This window comes from Rothia nasimurium (assembly GCF_049068285.1).
In the GTDB taxonomy this organism is placed as follows: domain Bacteria; phylum Actinomycetota; class Actinomycetes; order Actinomycetales; family Micrococcaceae; genus Rothia; species Rothia nasimurium_I.
This window is the reverse complement of record NZ_JBLKPV010000005.1, coordinates 160,527-176,725: the sequence shown is the minus strand read 5'-3', so window position 1 is coordinate 176,725 and position 16,199 is coordinate 160,527. Positions and strand designations below refer to the sequence as shown.

At 61.1% G+C, this 16,199-nt stretch carries 11 protein-coding genes; 9 read left to right on the top strand and 2 right to left on the bottom strand.

The window, feature by feature from the left end; all coding sequences use genetic code 11:
- Positions 1-51 precede the first annotated feature (51 nt).
- Positions 52-1,029, bottom strand: coding sequence for an SPOR domain-containing protein (locus ACMXX3_RS06325; RefSeq protein WP_421083900.1), 978 nt, complete (start codon positions 1,027-1,029; stop codon positions 52-54).
- Positions 1,030-1,265: 236 nt separating this feature from the next.
- Between ACMXX3_RS06325 and ACMXX3_RS06320 the strand changes: the two genes are divergently transcribed.
- Positions 1,266-2,255, top strand: a complete 990-nt coding sequence (locus ACMXX3_RS06320; protein WP_421083899.1) for a hypothetical protein — start codon at positions 1,266-1,268, stop codon at positions 2,253-2,255.
- A 127-nt stretch (positions 2,256-2,382) separates the two neighbouring features.
- Here ACMXX3_RS06320 and ACMXX3_RS06315 read toward each other — a convergent pair whose 3' ends face one another.
- Positions 2,383-3,030, bottom strand: coding sequence for a heme oxygenase (biliverdin-producing) (locus ACMXX3_RS06315; protein WP_421083898.1), 648 nt, complete (start codon positions 3,028-3,030; stop codon positions 2,383-2,385).
- Positions 3,031-3,241: 211 nt separating this feature from the next.
- On the opposite strand from ACMXX3_RS06315, the gene ACMXX3_RS06310 reads away from it, so the two are divergent.
- From ACMXX3_RS06310 to ACMXX3_RS06275, 8 genes are all read left to right on the top strand, one after another.
- The gene (locus tag ACMXX3_RS06310; protein ID WP_421083897.1) at positions 3,242-5,494 is read left to right on the top strand and encodes an HtaA domain-containing protein; all 2,253 of its coding nucleotides are present in this window, start codon (positions 3,242-3,244) and stop codon (positions 5,492-5,494) included.
- Positions 5,495-5,504: 10 nt separating this feature from the next.
- Complete coding sequence (locus ACMXX3_RS06305) at positions 5,505-6,764, top strand: heme/hemin ABC transporter substrate-binding protein (RefSeq protein WP_421083896.1); 1,260 nt, start codon at positions 5,505-5,507, stop codon at positions 6,762-6,764.
- A gap of 9 nt (positions 6,765-6,773) precedes the next feature.
- Positions 6,774-7,820 carry a FecCD family ABC transporter permease gene (locus ACMXX3_RS06300; RefSeq protein WP_421083895.1) on the top strand — a complete coding sequence of 349 codons (1,047 nt, stop codon included), beginning with the start codon at positions 6,774-6,776 and terminating at the stop codon, positions 7,818-7,820.
- Positions 7,817-8,644, top strand: coding sequence for a heme ABC transporter ATP-binding protein (locus ACMXX3_RS06295; protein ID WP_421083894.1), 828 nt, complete (start codon positions 7,817-7,819; stop codon positions 8,642-8,644). Before ACMXX3_RS06300 ends, ACMXX3_RS06295 begins: the two co-directional genes overlap by 4 nt.
- A gap of 32 nt (positions 8,645-8,676) precedes the next feature.
- Positions 8,677-11,181 (top strand): HAD-IC family P-type ATPase, encoded by a 2,505-nt coding sequence (locus ACMXX3_RS06290; protein WP_421083893.1) that lies wholly within the window; start codon positions 8,677-8,679, stop codon positions 11,179-11,181.
- 282 nt (positions 11,182-11,463) lie between these two features.
- Complete coding sequence (locus ACMXX3_RS06285) at positions 11,464-13,524, top strand: glucose PTS transporter subunit IIA (RefSeq protein WP_421083892.1); 2,061 nt, start codon at positions 11,464-11,466, stop codon at positions 13,522-13,524.
- A gap of 106 nt (positions 13,525-13,630) precedes the next feature.
- A complete protein-coding gene (locus ACMXX3_RS06280; RefSeq protein ID WP_421083891.1) occupies positions 13,631-14,107 on the top strand; it encodes a GNAT family N-acetyltransferase in 477 nt (158 codons plus the stop codon).
- A gap of 336 nt (positions 14,108-14,443) precedes the next feature.
- Complete coding sequence (locus ACMXX3_RS06275) at positions 14,444-16,192, top strand: ABC transporter family substrate-binding protein (RefSeq protein WP_421083890.1); 1,749 nt, start codon at positions 14,444-14,446, stop codon at positions 16,190-16,192.
- Positions 16,193-16,199 lie beyond the last annotated feature (7 nt).

Sequence of the window (16,199 nt, the reverse complement as noted above, 5' to 3'; positions counted from 1 at the left end):
ATGATTGTTTGCTTCATCAGATCAGGAGGGGGAGACCCCTCGACAAGGTTTCTATTCCTGGATCACACCGGCAGGGGAGATCAGGAAGCCGTGGCTGGCATTGACGCAACGCACCGAGTCCTCGCTCTGGGGCTGGCAGGACATCCCCATGAAATTCAGGGAGGTTCCAATATCAAGAGGAGCCCTTTCCTGCACAGCCGGGGAGGAGGAAGAGCGAGTAGCCGCTACAGGGCCGGTGCTAGATAGGCTGGCCTGATGGTAGCCACCATCGGATGCCGCCACCGTGCAGGTGATGGGGCGGGTATCGTCCGAGGAACTAAAAGTGCCCTGGCACTGTACCTGTCCCGACGGGGTTTGGAAGGCTACATCAATCCCCGAGTCTCCAGGGGAGAGGTGCGAATAGGGGCTGGCTGTGAAACCAGGCAGGATTCGTTCGCCGTCCTCACGGATTTCAAGATAACCAGCAGTAGCCGAATTGGTGCAGATTCCAATCTGGCCGCCAATAATACTGACCGCGCCCATCATGCCTCGGCCTGAGCTGCAGGTGTAGCCCTGGATATTCTCAACGGTCATATCGCGGTTATTGGTAGGGTCAATACCGGCCATGACCTGCGCCCGGTACTCCTGGGTTACCTCCAGGGCGGTAGCACAGGATACATTCCCGCCGAAGACGTAGGTCACCGCGGGGATAGACTCCCCACTGATGGTCCCGCACTTGGTCCCGGGGGCAGCTACGGTTTGGGGATTAGGGGCAGCCTCTTCAGCCGGGGCTGGGCTGGTTTGCTCAGGTGTTGGGAGGGGCGCTGGCGCTTCAGTTGTCGGCGCGGGCTCCTGGGTAGTGGGGGCGGCTGAGGACGACGCGAGGGCAGCCGGTGTTGTTTGAGTGGCTGGCGCGGTACTGGGTGCTGCGCTTGACGAAGCGGAGCTGGTTTCTGACGCGGGAGCGGCAACGTCATTTGCTGAGCTGCAGCCGCTAAGTGCGAGGGCGGCGACAGCCACCAGGCCAGTCAGATAGGTGCGGGTAGACATCAAAGTGCCTTTCAAAAGGTGTGAGTATGTGTACTTCAACTTTACCCGTCTCCTATCCAGCCCCTAGGTATTACCTCATGCGGAGATCATCCTGATTCCCGCTGTGAAAGTTTGTCTCACAGGGCTTGTCTGTGGAGGGCTGGTGAAAGGTGGCGGGTTTCCGACTCCAGGTCTGGACTCAACTCCCCACCATCGATTAGCTGACTGTGCCCTGCGTCATGTTTAATGGAAGGAGCATGAGTAACTCCTCTTCGCGCCCGCAGGCAGCAAGGTCCCCCTGGGCCACCTACCGGCCCACCGCCCTGGTTGCCCGACTCAAGAACCTCCCTGAAGGCCAGAAGCTCACCAACCTGCCCGACTTCCTTCAGGTATTCGCCAGCCAACCCCAGGCGCTCCCCATTAAGCTCCTGAGGCACTCTTTCATGAGCACTCGCGGGCTTTTTCTCCGGCTCGCAGCCCTCCCCCTGGTTGCCCTCTATCTCCCCTTGCAGAGCGCTACCGCCTGGGGGCTCGCTCCGCTCCGAACAGCCGTCCTTGCAACCCTGGCCTGGGCCCTTGCCTCTTTCGGCCCGGCCCTCCTGTGCAGGCTGGTCCTTGCTCGGCACTACGGGGTGCGGGCGGGCGACGTCCAAGAGTACTTCCTGCAGACCGTCCAGCCCCAGCTTCTTACCTACCAGAGCGCCCTTCATCAAGATCAAGACGAGGTTAATCTCGCCCTCGCCACCGCCCACCAGGTCGCCCGCTTCCAGCAGTGGGTCGATTTCTCGCCACCTTTCACCCCGGCCCCGGAGTGTTCCAGCCGGCACCACCCCAGCTCTGCCCAACGCTACCCTGAGCCGCTTAGTTTTGAAGACCCCCTCAACCCCTACCGCAATGACTTTATCGACATCGTCAGCACCGCCACCGGCCAGGTAGAGCCCCACCTCATGTTCAAGAGGGGGATAACCCACCATATCGTCAGCAGATCCAGCAGGGTACCCCGCCCCTGGCGGTGGATTCTCAAAGACCCCGCCCGCCTGCACGGTTGCGATACCCGGGGCACCTCCTTTTGCCTGACCCTCGCTGCCTTTTCTTGGGCGTGGCGGCAGGAGCTTCTTCCCGCTGTGCGGGCTTTTCAGGACGGCCAGGCCTCAGGCGCCGACCTCGAAACCGCCTATGCCCGGTTCAGGGCCCGCTATCCTCTGACTGATCCGCACGGGTACCAAGACCATCCCCATAAGCACTAACCAAGCGCCAAGCCCCGGGGGCACAACGGGGCAAGAGGCTAGTTCCCCGCACAAGAAAACCCGCCCTGGGCTACCTTCGTAGGCGCCAGGGCGGGTAACTCATGCAGTCAATTTCAGACGGTAGAACCTATTGGGCCAGTTCTGCAAAAACGCGGGAGTTGTAGTCGAAGCCAGCCAAGGCCTCGTCAATGAGGGCGTCCCGCTGGGCGTCCGTCATGGGAGCTTCATCGAGCAGGGAGCGGTAGGAATCCTTGAATACCTTGGGCTTGGGGAGGGTGTCAAAGCGGTACATACTCAGCGCCTCGGGGGCCAGGCCGTAGTGGCGGGCCATGAGGGCGGCGACCACCTGGCCCCCAGAAAGATCGCCCAGGTAGCGCAGGTAGTGGTGGGCTAAGAACCGTTCGGGGGCGGACGCTGTTGCCCGGATAGCTGCTGCATATTCAGTAGTTGCGGGTAGGGCAGGTTCCACCTCGGTCTGACCGAGGGCAGCGAGGTCGGCCTTAATGGCCTCCAGGCGGTCTAGACCTTCAAGGGTGAAGGGCTCTGTGATGGGATTGGGGGCAGCCCGGAAGGTAGAAGCGACTTCTTCAAGGGCCTCGTAGATGTAGAAGTACTGGTTGAGCAGGCGCTGGTAGTCGGCAGCTGAGAGCTTACCGCCCATGAGGTCGGTCATGAAGGTGGAGTGTTCTGCGGCGTCGTGGCGGGCAGCGGTCTCGGCCTTGAGGCGGGCTGCGAAGCCGGTAGGACGCTGGGTGTCGGCAAGGGTTGCGGTCATGATGGTTTTCCTGGGGTAGGTGTCTAGTGGTGGCCCACAACAAAGGCCTTAAACGACAGACTGTCACTAAAACACAATTAAGTCAAGCGCTTGTAACCTATTTTTATTAGGCTGGCCTTAATGCTAATTTAGCTCTGCCAACAACATTTCTGAGGGCCCCTTGACCCCAAGTGGCCCCGCCAGATTCATCAGACACTAACAAGGACATCCCATGCCCTCACAGTTCACCGCCAAGCGCACCGGAGCGCTCCTAGCGACAGCCGCCCTCACCCTGACCGGCTTGACCCTCACTTCCTCCCCCCTGGCCCACGCAACCAGCGAACCCACCAACAGCCTGGCCGCTGCGACTGCGTCCGCAACCCACATCACCAACAATGCCACCCTCTCCTGGGCCCTCAAGGACTCCTTCATCAAGTACGTCACCGGCGCCTTCGCCGGGGGCACCATTACCGTGACCGACGGCCCCACCTTCAACGGCTCGTCCTTCGCCTGGGAGGGCGCTACCGGTGAGTTCACCGGCGCCAACGGCACCATCAACTACCCGGGCACCATCCACATCACCGCCCATAAGGGTGCCCTCGACATCACCTACACCAACATCAAGTTGGTCATCAACGGAACCAGCGGCACCCTGGTCATGGATGTGAAGTCCAAGGGCTACAACGGCTCCCCCGATATTGACTCCACCGCCGTTAACTTCGCCACCGTAGACCTCAGCGGAATCGCTTTTAATGCCGGCACTATCTCAGCCAACCAGGCCCCCACCACCTTGACTGCCGACGGCGCTGCGGCCTTCGCTGGTTTCTACAAGGCTGGGGACGTCCTGGCCCCCCTGACCTTCTCAGCCACTCTGACTGAGAAGCCCGCCCCCACCCCCGAGCCGACGCCTGAGCCCACCCCGGCTCCGTCCACCCCTGTGACCGACGGGGTCAGCAACGCAGCTGGCACCGTGACCTGGGGCATCAAGGATTCCTTCCTGAACTACCTGATCTCTCAGAACGCAGTAACCCCCGGCGAGAACACCACCCTTGAGGGCAACAATTTTGTCTTCGCAGGTGCCACCGCCCAGAAGACTGATACCGGCTACTCCATCAGTGTTCCGGGCAGCTTCTCCCTGGTTGCCCACGGCGGGGTGCTGAACATTAACCTGCACAGCTTCCGGGTCGTCGCTGATGGCGCCCAGGGCTACATCTACGCCACCGGCACCTCGGCTAACACCGGTGAAATTACCGACCAGCCCATCGCCAGCTTCGACGCAAGCGCCCTGACCACCGACTCAGCGGGCAACCTGCTTCTGGAGGGCGTGCCGACTGTTGCGACGGCTCATGCCGCCAGCATTTTTGGGGCCCGCTATGCAGAGGGAACCGCTTTTGACCCCCTGTATCTGCGGGTTGCTGCCCCCGTGGTTGAGGACGCACCGGCCCCGGCTCCCAGCGAGACTCCGGCTCCTGCCCCGAGTGAGGCACCCGCCCCGAGCCCGTCCGCTGAGCCGACTGCTACCCCCTCAACCCAGCCGTCTGCTGAACCGACTGCTACCCCCTCGGCACAGCCGTCTGCTGAGCCCACCGCTCAGCCGACTACCCAGCCCTCTGCCCAGCCGACCGTCGTGCCCTCAGCCCAGCCCTCTACCGACCCGGCTAAGGCCCCCCAGTGTGTTCCGGTGACCGTCACTGAGACTGTTGCCGGTGCGACCACTACCCAGGCTGACGGGACCGTCTCAGCTGCTACTTTCGACTGGGGTGTGCGCTCTTCCTTCCGCAACTACATCGGTGGTGGCATCGCTAAGGGTGGCTGGGAACTGAACGGCGTCACCTACGCTAACCAGGCCTTCGGCTGGTCCAACGGCACAGGAACCTACGCTAACGGCAAGGGCTCTGTGGCTTTTGATGGCTCTGTCCGTTTCACCGGCCACGGCGGTACCTTGAACACCCTGATGGCTAACCCCCGTCTTGAGATCAACGGTTCTACCGGCACCCTCTACCTGACCGTAAGTTCTAATGACGTGCAGGGGCAGACAACCCACCACGGTGAGGTGCCCTTCGCCAATGTCGATTTGGCTGGCTTGACTGTTAACGGATCCGCCATCAGCGTCAGCGGTGCTTCTGCCACCCTGACTGCTGAGGGTGCTGCTGCCTTCGCTGGCTTCTACTCAGCAGGTATGGCCCTTGACCCGATCAGCTTCACCGGCACCCTGGGTTCCAAGGAAGTAGCTGGTAAGGCTACCACCATCGAGAAGACCACCTACGTTGCCCAGGGTGGCGCTAACTGCGACGCCCAGAACGCTGAAGCTGCCCGCAAGGCTGAAGAGCAGAAGCAGGCTGCCCAGCAGGCTACTTCCCCGTCCGCTCAGGCTGGCCAGAAGCTGGCTCAGACCGGTGCGACCGTAGGCGCTACCCTCCTGGCAGGCACCGCCCTGCTCGGTGGTGGCCTCGTCCTGGTTGCCCGCCGTCGCAAGCAGGCCTAAGGAGTAACAGATGATGACCTCTTCACTCTTCTCTCGTTCTGCCCTCCGCCGTCCTGCCGCCGGCCTCATCGCCGCTACCCTGGCTCTAGCCCTGGTGGCCTGCGGTTCCCAGGCCCCGACTGTTGGAGGCGCTTCAGCCACCCCTGAAACCTCAGGTGCAGCCGCTGTAGCGTCCAGTTCACCAGCAGAGCAAAAGCAGGAAGACCAGCAGAATGAGCAGGGGGCTAATGCCACAGAAACCGCCGGTGGCATCGCCCCTGCTGAGAGTGAAGAGGTCCATCTATCTGCTCTGGCACAGGCAGAAGCTGACCTTCGAGCCTCTGCCGTGGCAGATCCCAAGGCCCTGACGGGTCTGGCTACGGCTGCCTCCGTCCCCGACGTCCTTCCCCTTACAGACCCTCAGACCCCGCAACTACCGGTGACCATCACCGACTTCCAGGGCACCGAGGTGACAGTTACCAGCGCTGACCGTATTCTGGCCCTGGATATGTACGGGACCCTCGCCCAGACCGTTGTGGCCCTTGGCCTGGGGGACCGTCTTGTAGGCCGGGTGACCTCCTCTACCGAAACGGCGCTGTCCCACCTGCCCCTGGTCACCGAGAACGGCCATGATATTGCGGCCGAAGCCGTCCTTTCTCTTGCACCGACTGTCGTCCTGATGGATACGACCAACGGGCCCCTGGAAATTACCGAGCAGCTGCGCTCTGCTGGGGTAACCGTCGTCCACTTTGACCCCGCCCGCTCCCTCGACCAGGTTGTACCGCAGATTCACGCGGTTGCCGCCGCCCTGGGGGTTGAGGACGCCGGTGCCCGCCTGGGTGAGCGCGTCCAGGGGGAAATTGACTCGGCTCTGGCCACAATCCAAGACATCGCCCCGGATAACCCCGATGAAAAGATCGGGATGGCCTTCCTCTATGTGCGCGGAACCGCTGGCGTCTTCTTCATTCTGGGGGACGGCACCGGGGCTGACGAACTCATCACCGCCCTGGGCGGACGCGACGTAGCCAGCGAAGGCGGGGCGTCCGGAACTATCCCGGCCAACGCCGAAGCCCTCGTCCGGGCCAATCCCGACTTAATCTTGACCATGACCGGTGGTGTTCAATCCACCGGAGGTATTGAGGGCTTCTTTGCCCGCCCCGGCGTCGCCCAAACCACTGCAGGCGTCAACCAGCGAGTCATCGACATGGCAGACGGGCAGATTCTCTCCTTCGGCCCCAATTCAGCGGCCGTCCTTCTCTCCCTGGCCAAGGCCATCTATACCCAGCAATAGCCCCTCCCCATGCACCCCCATCACACGCCCTCCCGCAAACCCACCCTCGTCTTCGTTGTCCTCCCTACACTTCTGACCGTCACCGTGCTGGTGTCAGCCAGCCTGGGGCAGTTTGAGATTCCCCTATCCCAGGTTCTTCAGGGAACCCTCCGTTCCTTGGGGTGGGCGGCTCCTGACCCGGCCGCCCAGCTAGCTGATGCGACCCTCTGGAATATCCGCATCCCCCGAATTCTGCTGGGCCTGCTCGTCGGAGCAGCCCTGGGGGCTTCTGGCGCCGTCATGCAGGCCATCTTCGGCAACCCCCTGGCAGAGCCCGGTGTCATCGGTGTCTCCTCGGGGGCAGCGGTGGGTGCTTGCGCCGCGATTGTCTTTGGCCTCAACCAGGTAGGCATTTTCACTGTTCCCTTATCTGCCTTTGCCTGCGCCCTGGCCACCACAGCCCTGGTCTACTTCTTCTCCCGGGTGGGGGGCAGGGCTGAAGTGCTCTCCATGATCCTGACGGGTATCGCCGTCACCGCCGTGGCCGGGGCCCTGATTGCCCTCATGATTTTCATGGCCGACGATACCAGCCGAGACCAGATTGTCTTCTGGCAGATGGGGTCGCTCAACGGCGCAACCTGGGCAGCTGTCCTCACCAGCACCCCTATTATCATCCTTGGCCTGGCCGGCTGCTTCCTCCTAGCCCGGCAACTTAACCTGTTGGCCCTGGGCGACCGCGCCGCCCGCCACTCCGGCGTCAATGTTGAGCGCCTGCGTTTGGCAGCTATCGTCTGCACCGCCCTCCTGACCGGCGCAGCTGTCGCCTTCGCTGGCATCATTGCCTTCGTTGGCCTCATCGTGCCCCACCTCCTACGAATGCTGGTAGGCCCCTCCAACCAACTGCTCCTGCCCGCGTCAACCCTCGGCGGGGCCTTCCTGATTGCCGCCGCAGACCTGGCAGCCCGCAACCTGGTGGACTTCGCAGATTTGCCCATCGGTATCTTCACCGCCCTCGTCGGCGGCCCCACCTTCTTCCTGCTCCTGCGCCGCACCCTGCGAAAGGGCTCCCTCTCATGACCGCCCTCCTCACAGCCTCCTCCCTCCACCTGGCCTACGGTCAGCGACAGATCCTCTCAGACATTAACCTGGACGTCACCCCCGGCCAGGTACTTGCCCTCATCGGCCCCAACGGGGCAGGCAAATCCACCCTCTTGGCTATCCTGGCAGGCGACACGGCCCCCGACACCGGCCAGGTGATTCTGGAGGGCCGACCCCTGACCTCCTACAAGCCCCTCGAACTGGCCCGGAAACGGGCCATGCTCCTGCAGAAAACCTCAGTCGCCTTTTCCTACACGGTAGGGCAGGTTGTTGAAATGGGCCGGGCCCCCTGGCGGGGGACCGAACAGGAGGCTGAGGACATCGCAGCTGTCACCGCCGCCCTCGACTCAACCGATACCGCCCACCTGGCCGGGCGGGACGTCCGCACCCTCTCAGGTGGTGAAGCAGGCCGGGCCCACCTGGCCCGCGTCCTTGCCCAAAGCACCCCCCTCATTTTTCTGGACGAGCCCACCGCCGCCCTCGATATCCGCCACCAGGAACAGACCCTCACCCTGGCCCGGCAGGCAGCCCAGCAGGGGGCAGCTGTCGTCGTTGTCCTGCACGACCTTGATTTGGCGGCCTCCTACGCCGACCGTATCGTCCTGCTGGCCAATGGCCAGATCCGCGCCGATGGGGAGCCGGCTCAAGTATTGACCGGTGACCTCCTCAGTGAGGTCTACGATTACCCCATTGAGGTTCTTAAACACCCGGTGACCGGTCGCCTGTTGATTCTTCCAGATCGTTCAGCCTCCGGTCTCCCCCGTCAGACTGAGCCACCGCGCTTCCTCTTCCACCTAGAATAGGATTACCCCACCCAGCTACCTGAGGAGCGTCTATGCCCGCCCACCCCAAGCATCATGTGCAGGTGAGCACTTGCCTTGATTCTGACCTCCTTAAAACAGGACTGACCGTATCGCAGGTAGCTGAGCGCACGGCAGCTGGCCTGGTCAATGTGCAGAATAATGCAACCTCCCGGTCGACTGCGACCATTGTCCGAACCCACCTCTTCACCATGTTCAACCTGGTGCTGGGTCTGTGCGGTCTAGCGGTGATTATGGTGGGGTCCTTGCTCGATACCCTCTTCCTGTTGGCTGCTATCGCCAATGTGGTGATTGGTTTTACCCAGGAGTACTCCGCAAAGAAGCAGTTGGACCGCATTGCCCTCCTGCGCCGCGACCCGGCCACTGTTCTGCGGGACGGCCAGCTGACCCAGGTGCAGCTAGAAGAGCTGGTGCTCGATGATGTGGTTTTCCTGAAGCGGGGCGACCAGGTTCCAGCTGACGCCCTGGTGCTTACCAGCGACGGTCTTGACCTGGACGAATCCCTGCTGACGGGTGAAAACGACCCCGTGGGCAAGAAACCGGGGGACGCGGTGCTCTCAGCTTCATCTGTCATTGGTGGCTCGGGTATGGTCCGTTTGACGGCTGTAGGTACGAGCTCACGGGCGGCCAAGATTACGGCTGAAGCCCGTCAGTTCACCACCATTCATTCCGAACTTCGCGCGGGCATGGAACGGGTAGTGAAGTGGATTACCTGGGCCCTTATTCCCATTATTGCCATTGTGTTGAACGGGCAAATGCAGGCAGCCGGTGGCTGGTCTGTCGCCATTGAATCAGGGGCCTGGCGGGGTGCCTTGATTACCGCTGTCTCGTCGGTTGCCTCGATGATTCCGCAGGGTCTGGCCCTGATGACCACTATTTCTTTTGCGGTGGCTTCTGTGAAGCTGGCCCGGTCTGAGGTTCTTATCCAGGAACAGCCCGCTGTTGAGGTGCTGGCCCGTGTTGATACCGTCTGCTTTGATAAGACCGGCACCCTGACCGAGGGTGGGGTCGCCTTTGAGTCGGTCCGTTCGCTCACCGGCCAGGTCTTGTTCGCACCAGAGTCAGGGCAGGACGTCCCCGCCCCGGCCCCCTCCCGGCAGGCAGGGTGGGAGCTTGCCCTCAGCTGGTTAGGCTCTGACCAGAACGCCAACCCAACCGCAGCAGCCCTCAAGGAACCTTTTGCCGGTTTTCCGGCTCCCGAGCCCACGGGCGTCCTACCCTTTTCATCAGCCCTGCGGTTCAGTGGCGTGGAATTTTCAGGCTCCGGGGCCTGGCTGCTCGGTGCTCCTGAAGCCCTGCTTGAGGCAGGCTCCCCCGCCCGGGACCTTGCCGGTGACCTGGCCGAAGGCGGCCTGCGGGTACTCGTCCTAGCCCACGCCCCGGCCTTGGTTCGCGGGGCCGACGGGGCTGTCCAGGCGGCAGTCCCTGCCCAGCTTGCCCCTCAGGCCCTGGTGATTTTCCGGGAGCAGGTGCGGGCCGAGGCCCCCGACACCCTGGCCTATTTCGCCTCCCAGGGAATCGATCTGAAAGTCTTTTCGGGTGATAACCCGCGCACCGTGCTTGCTGCCGCCCGCGAGGCCGGCATGGACATCTCTGCCGGAGCCGTTGATGCCTCCACCCTGCCTGAAAACGGCCCCGAGCTCCTTGAAGCAGCCCGCACCCACGCTATTTTTGGCCGGGTCTCTCCCGAGCAGAAAAAGAATATGGTGCTGGGCCTGCGCGAGGCCGGGCATGTGGTTGCGATGACAGGCGACGGAATTAACGACGCCCTGGCCCTCAAACACGCAGATTTGGGTATCGCCATGGGCAATGCCGCACCCGCCACCAAGGCGGTCTCCCGCCTGGTTCTTCTGGACGGTCGTTTCGATCGCCTGCCCTCGGTTCTGGCTGAGGGCCGCAAGATTATTGCCAACATCGAGCGGGTCACCAACCTCTTCCTCACCAAGACCGCCTTTGCAATCCTGCTCGGCATCACCCTGGGCCTGCTCTGCTGGAACTTCCCCTTCCTCCCCCGCCAATATTCCACCGCGGACCTTCTCATCGTGGGTGGCCCCGCCTTCTTCCTGACCATGTTGCCCAACAGTCGGCGCTATGTCAGCGGTTTTTTGAGCCGGGCCCTGCACTTTGCGCTTCCGGCAGCCATGATTATTACGGCTGTCCTGGTCTTCGTCAACGGCTACGGCCGCGCCCTTGAGACTGTCACCACCTCTGAAGTTCAGACCGCTACCTTCATCGCCCTGGTGCTGATGGGCATCTACAACATCACCACCGTCGTCCGTCCCCTGCGCGGGGTTCGCCTGGGTATTGTGGCCCTGATGTACGCTGGTCTGGCTGTGGTCCTGCTGCTACCGCCCTCCCTCTGGTACCACCTCTTCACTATTCCATCTGGGGCATATCTCCTTGCCACTACAGGTTCAGCTGCCCTTGGCTGCCTCCTCTTGGAAGTCAACTACCGCCTACACTCCGCCTGGCTCCGTACCAAGCACCCTGCGCTTGTTGCCGCTACCCAAGCGTCCTAAAATCCTGAGTCTCTCCCATCTGCTTGCCAACCCCAGCCCAGCGGAGTAATCTTGGACGTGAGCGGGGCTACGGCCCCACACGCGAAAACTAATCATCAGGATTGTTACTGGTTAGCAGGCAAGACCTGAGTTGCGATTACCCCAGCACGGGATTAGCCCGGCAGTTTTTGGGGACTCCTCTACCCACCTTGGGCAGGAGCAGGATCAGCAACTCGGGTCTTTTTGTTTAACTAGCTGGCCCCACCAGCAGGTAGCAAGCCGCACACAAGTAAGGCAAGACCCGTGAATAACTCACAGATGGGCGAGAAGATCCTTGAGGGCCTCGGCGGCCCCGAGAACATCTCTCACTTCACCCACTGCGCGACCCGCCTGCGCGTCACCCCCAAATCCAAGGCGTCCATCGACTCCGCCAGCCTCGAGAAGGTACCCGGCGTCCTCTCCGTTATCGAGCAGTCCGGCCAGACCCAGGTCGTCCTGGGCGATAAGGTTGAAGCTGTCTACAACGAAATGCTCAAGCTCCCCGGCATGGGTGCCGTTGGCGAATCTGCCGATCAGGGTTCTGGCGACGAGAAGAAGGCCAGCCCCATTACCCGCGTCTTCGACGTCCTCTCAGACTCCTTCCGCCCCATCCTCTGGGCGCTGCTGGGCACCTCCATGATTCTGACCCTCATCGTCTTCATGCAGCAGCTCGGCTACTTCGGCCAGTACACCGACCTCACCGGTAAGGTCGTCAACATTGACATCGTGAACGGCCCCCGCCTGGCCGATGCAGACGCAGCAGCAGCCATGCTGAACGAGTGGCGCGCAGCCTTCCCCTTCTGGTTCCTGCTTCTTGCAGCGTCCCTGTCCGTCCTGCAGTTCATGCCCATCATGCTGGGTGCAACCGCAGCTAAGCGCCTGGGCGCCAACATGTGGGTCGGTGCAGCTATTCCTGCAGCCCTGATGACCGGCACCTTCCAGGGCTTCAACGAAATCGCCACCGACGGCGTCGTCAACGTCCCCTTCCTGGGCCTTGACCTGCCGCTCTACGTTATGAACTACACCGGCCAGATCTTCCCGCCCCTCTTCGCAGCTGCCCTGCTGGCTCCCCTGGAGCGCTTCCTGAAGAAGGTCATCCCCACCATGCTGCACATGGTCTTCGTGCCCATGCTCTCCGTCATGATCCTGGTCCCCCTGACCGCCTTCATTATCGGCCCCATCGGCATTAAGTTCGCTCTGGCTATCTCTGACTTCATCGGTGGCGTCAACGCTTCCATGCCCTGGCTGGTTGGCGGTCTTATCGCCGGTCTCTACCTCTTCATGGTTCCCCTGGGCCTGCACTGGCCCCTGAACGCCGTCATGATTAACAACCTGCAGACCGACGGCGTGGACTTCATCCAGTCCCCCATGGGCGCCTACAACTTCGCTGTCTTCGGCGTTGTCACCGGTGTTGCCATCGTTGCCCGCCGCAACAAGGAACTCCGCCAGACCGCCGTCGGCGCAGCTGCCTCCGGTCTGCTCGGTGGTATTTCTGAGCCCTCCCTCTACGGCGTCGTCCTGCGCTACAAGCGCGTCTTCCCCCTGATTCTGGTTCCTGCCATTATCGGTGGTGCCACTATCTCCGCCCTGGGTGTTAAGTCCTACGCCTTTGCCTTCACCTCCCTGATTTCAATCCCCGCCATGCAGCCCTGGTACCTCTACATGATTGGCCTGGCAATCGCCTTCTTCGGCGCTATGGCCGGTGTGCTGGTCTTCGGTTACGAGTCCAAGGCCCAGAAAGCTGAAGCGAAGGTTGCAGCTACCGCCGAGGCCAAGGGCCAGGACGTCCAGGCAGCGGCTTCTGCTGGCGCGGCAGCCGGTGTAGCCGCCCCGGCCGCCGCTGAAGCTGTGGCAGCTCCTGAAGCTGGCACCGTCCTGACCATCCCCTCCCCGCTGGAGGGCCAGGCCCTGCCCCTGTCTGAGACTCCCGACCCCATCTTTGCCGCTGAAAAGCTGGGCAAGGGCGCTGCGATCCTGCCCACCGGCAAGGCTGTTGTCGCTCCTGCCGACGGCAAGGTCACCGTCACCATGCCTTCTGGCCACGCTATCGGCCTGAAGCTGGATAACGGGGTGGAGCTCCTGATTCACGTCGGTATCGACACCGTCAACCTGAACGGTGAAGGATTCGACGTCAAGGTTGAAAAGGGCCAGCGGGTTTCTGCTGGCGACACCCTGCTGACCTTCGATCCCGAGGTCATCAAGGCCGCAGGCTACAGCCTGGTTACCCCGGTACTGGTCACCAACACCAACCGCTTCGCCGCGGTCGATGGTGCCACCGGTAACGTCCAGCCCGGTGATGACCTGGTAAAGGTCACCACCAAGTAGTAGGCGCCTACGCCTTCTCAGCCCCGCCTCTCAGTTCTGAGGGGCGGGGCTTTTCATGCACTGAGATATTTCCCTGCCGAGGTGGGGCTGGTTTTAAACTGGGGGAATGTTTACCGTCAAAGCCTTTCATGAGCTGACCCTTGAGGAACTCAACGAAATCTATATTCTGCGGGGCCAGGTCTTCGTGGTGGAGCAGAAAATTACTGAGGAAAACGAGATTGATCGCGCAGATAGGTCTGCCCTGCATCTCTTTAGGACCACTGAGGACGGCGAGGTGCTTGCCTACCTGCGCATGTTTGATCTGGGTAAATACTCAGATGCCTCCCATCCTGCAGAGCCGGGCACATGGACCCTGGCGCGGGTTGCGGTTCGTCAGGACGCCCGGGGCACGGGCTTGGGCCGCAAACTTTTGGACGCAGGAATCGAATGGATTGCTCACAATACGGACGCTTCAAAAATTTCTATTAGTGCCCAGGCATATTTGAAAAATAACTACTATGGGGCGGCAGGTTTTGAGCAGGTTGGTGAGCATTACCTTGAGGCAGGAATTGAGCATGTACACATGGTGAAATACCTGCGATAACGCCTGTCTAAGCAGGAAACTTCTGAGACAGCCCAAGGGGGTAGCGAGGTTTTGTAGACACCTGCGCCAATCTGTGCGAGTCAGTCTATAAAACCCACAAAACCCACTCTGACTAGATAAAATGTTTCTCAGTTTACAAAAAATTTACGTTTATTGAAGAGTTTTTACCCCAGAAGTTTAGTTTCATGTGGCGCAGAACCTATCTGGTGCCCTAGTATAGGACGTACACAGCGTGTGACCCACCACACCGCTTGCGGTGCTGGGGCCTACTGCGACAGATTCGTCGGCAGGCAGCACACCGAAACATACACTTTCCCCTCACCAAGGAGACACTCAATGCGCAAGAACCGCATTACTTCAGCGATCGGCCTTTCAGCTGTTGCTGCTCTTGCCCTGTCCGCATGCGCAAGCACCAACACCGGCACCACCGCCAATGGTGGCGACACTGCCGCCGGTGACAAGTCAGTATCCATCGCGATCACCAACGTCTTCTCATCACTGAACTCCGGCACTGCAGAAGGCAACTCAGACACCAACGGCATCATCGCCCAGATGACCCACCGTGGCTTCCTGACCATCACCGACACCTTCGATCTGAAGAAGAACGAATGGTTCGGTAGCTACACCATGACCGAAGAGGGCGAAGGCATCAAGGTCGAATACAAGGTCAATGACGACCAGAAGTGGTCAGATGGTAACGAGATCGATAAGGGTGACCTCCTCCTGGCTTGGGCTTCACAGTCCGGCTACTTCAACAGCGAAGACGGCGAACTGACCTACTTCGACTACGCTGGTGAAACCGCAGGTCTGGGTGGCGCTGGCAAGCCCACCATGGGCGAAGACGGCCGCACCATCACCTTCAACTACCCCGTTGCTTTCGCTGACTGGGAAATCGCTTACGACATTGGCAAGCCCGCCCACGTTGTTGCTGAACTGGCTGGCATGGACGAAGCCAAGCTGGTTGAGGTCCTCGAAACCGCCGAGCCCGGTGCAGAGAACGAAGACCTCAAGAAGATTGCAGAAGCATGGAACACCGGCTACAACACCACCACCATGCCTGCTGAGAACCTGACCGTCGGCAACGGCCCCTACCTGGTTTCCGCTGTTGAAGAAAACCAGTCCATCACCCTGACCGCTAACCCCAACTACCAGGGTGACACCAAGCCTGCCATCGGCGAAGTTGTTCTGAAGGTTCTGCCTGACGTCAACGCTCAGATCCAGGCTCTGAAGAACGGTGAAATCACCGCTATGGCTCCCCAGGCTTCAGTTGACACCATCACCCAGCTGAACGAGATGGACGGCGTCACCACCGTTACCCAGCCTGACCAGGCCTACGACCACCTGGACCTGAACATGAAGGAAGGCTCCCCCTTCGCTGACGTCAACGTCCGCAAGGCCTTCCTCCTGACCGTTCCCCGTCAGGACATCCTCGACAAGCTGATCAAGCCCATGGACGCTGAGGCTGAGGTTCTCAACTCCCAGCTCTACGTAGCATCCGACGCTGCAAACTACGCCAAGACCGTCGAGACCAACAACTCCTCCGAGTACCCCCTCGACAACATGGACGCCAACATCGAGAAGGCTAAGGAACTGCTGGGCGGTCAGACCCCCACCATCCGCATTCTCTACAACTCCAAGAACCCCAACCGCGTCAACTCCTTCCAGATGATCAAGGAATCCGCTGAGAAGGCCGGCTTCATCGTTGAAGACGCCGGTAGCGAGCAGTGGTCATCACTGCTGTCAGGTGGCGACTACGAAGCCTCCATCTTCGGCTGGGTTTCCTCAGGTGTTGGCAACTCCTCCCTGGGTCAGATCTTCGCAGCAGGCTCATCCTCCAACTTCACCAGCTACAACAACGAAATCGTGAACGCAGCTGCTGACGAGCTCATGAAGACCACCGACCAGGCCCGTATCGACGAACTGAAGATGCAGGCTGACGCCGAAACCTTCAAGGACGGCTACGGTCTCCCCCTCTTCCAGTCCATCGCTGTTACCTCCGTGGCTGACAACGTCACCGGCGTCAAGCCCAAGCCCGGCCAGCAGCCCCTGACCTGGAACATCGAAGAGTGGGACATCGCCGAGTAGTCGATTA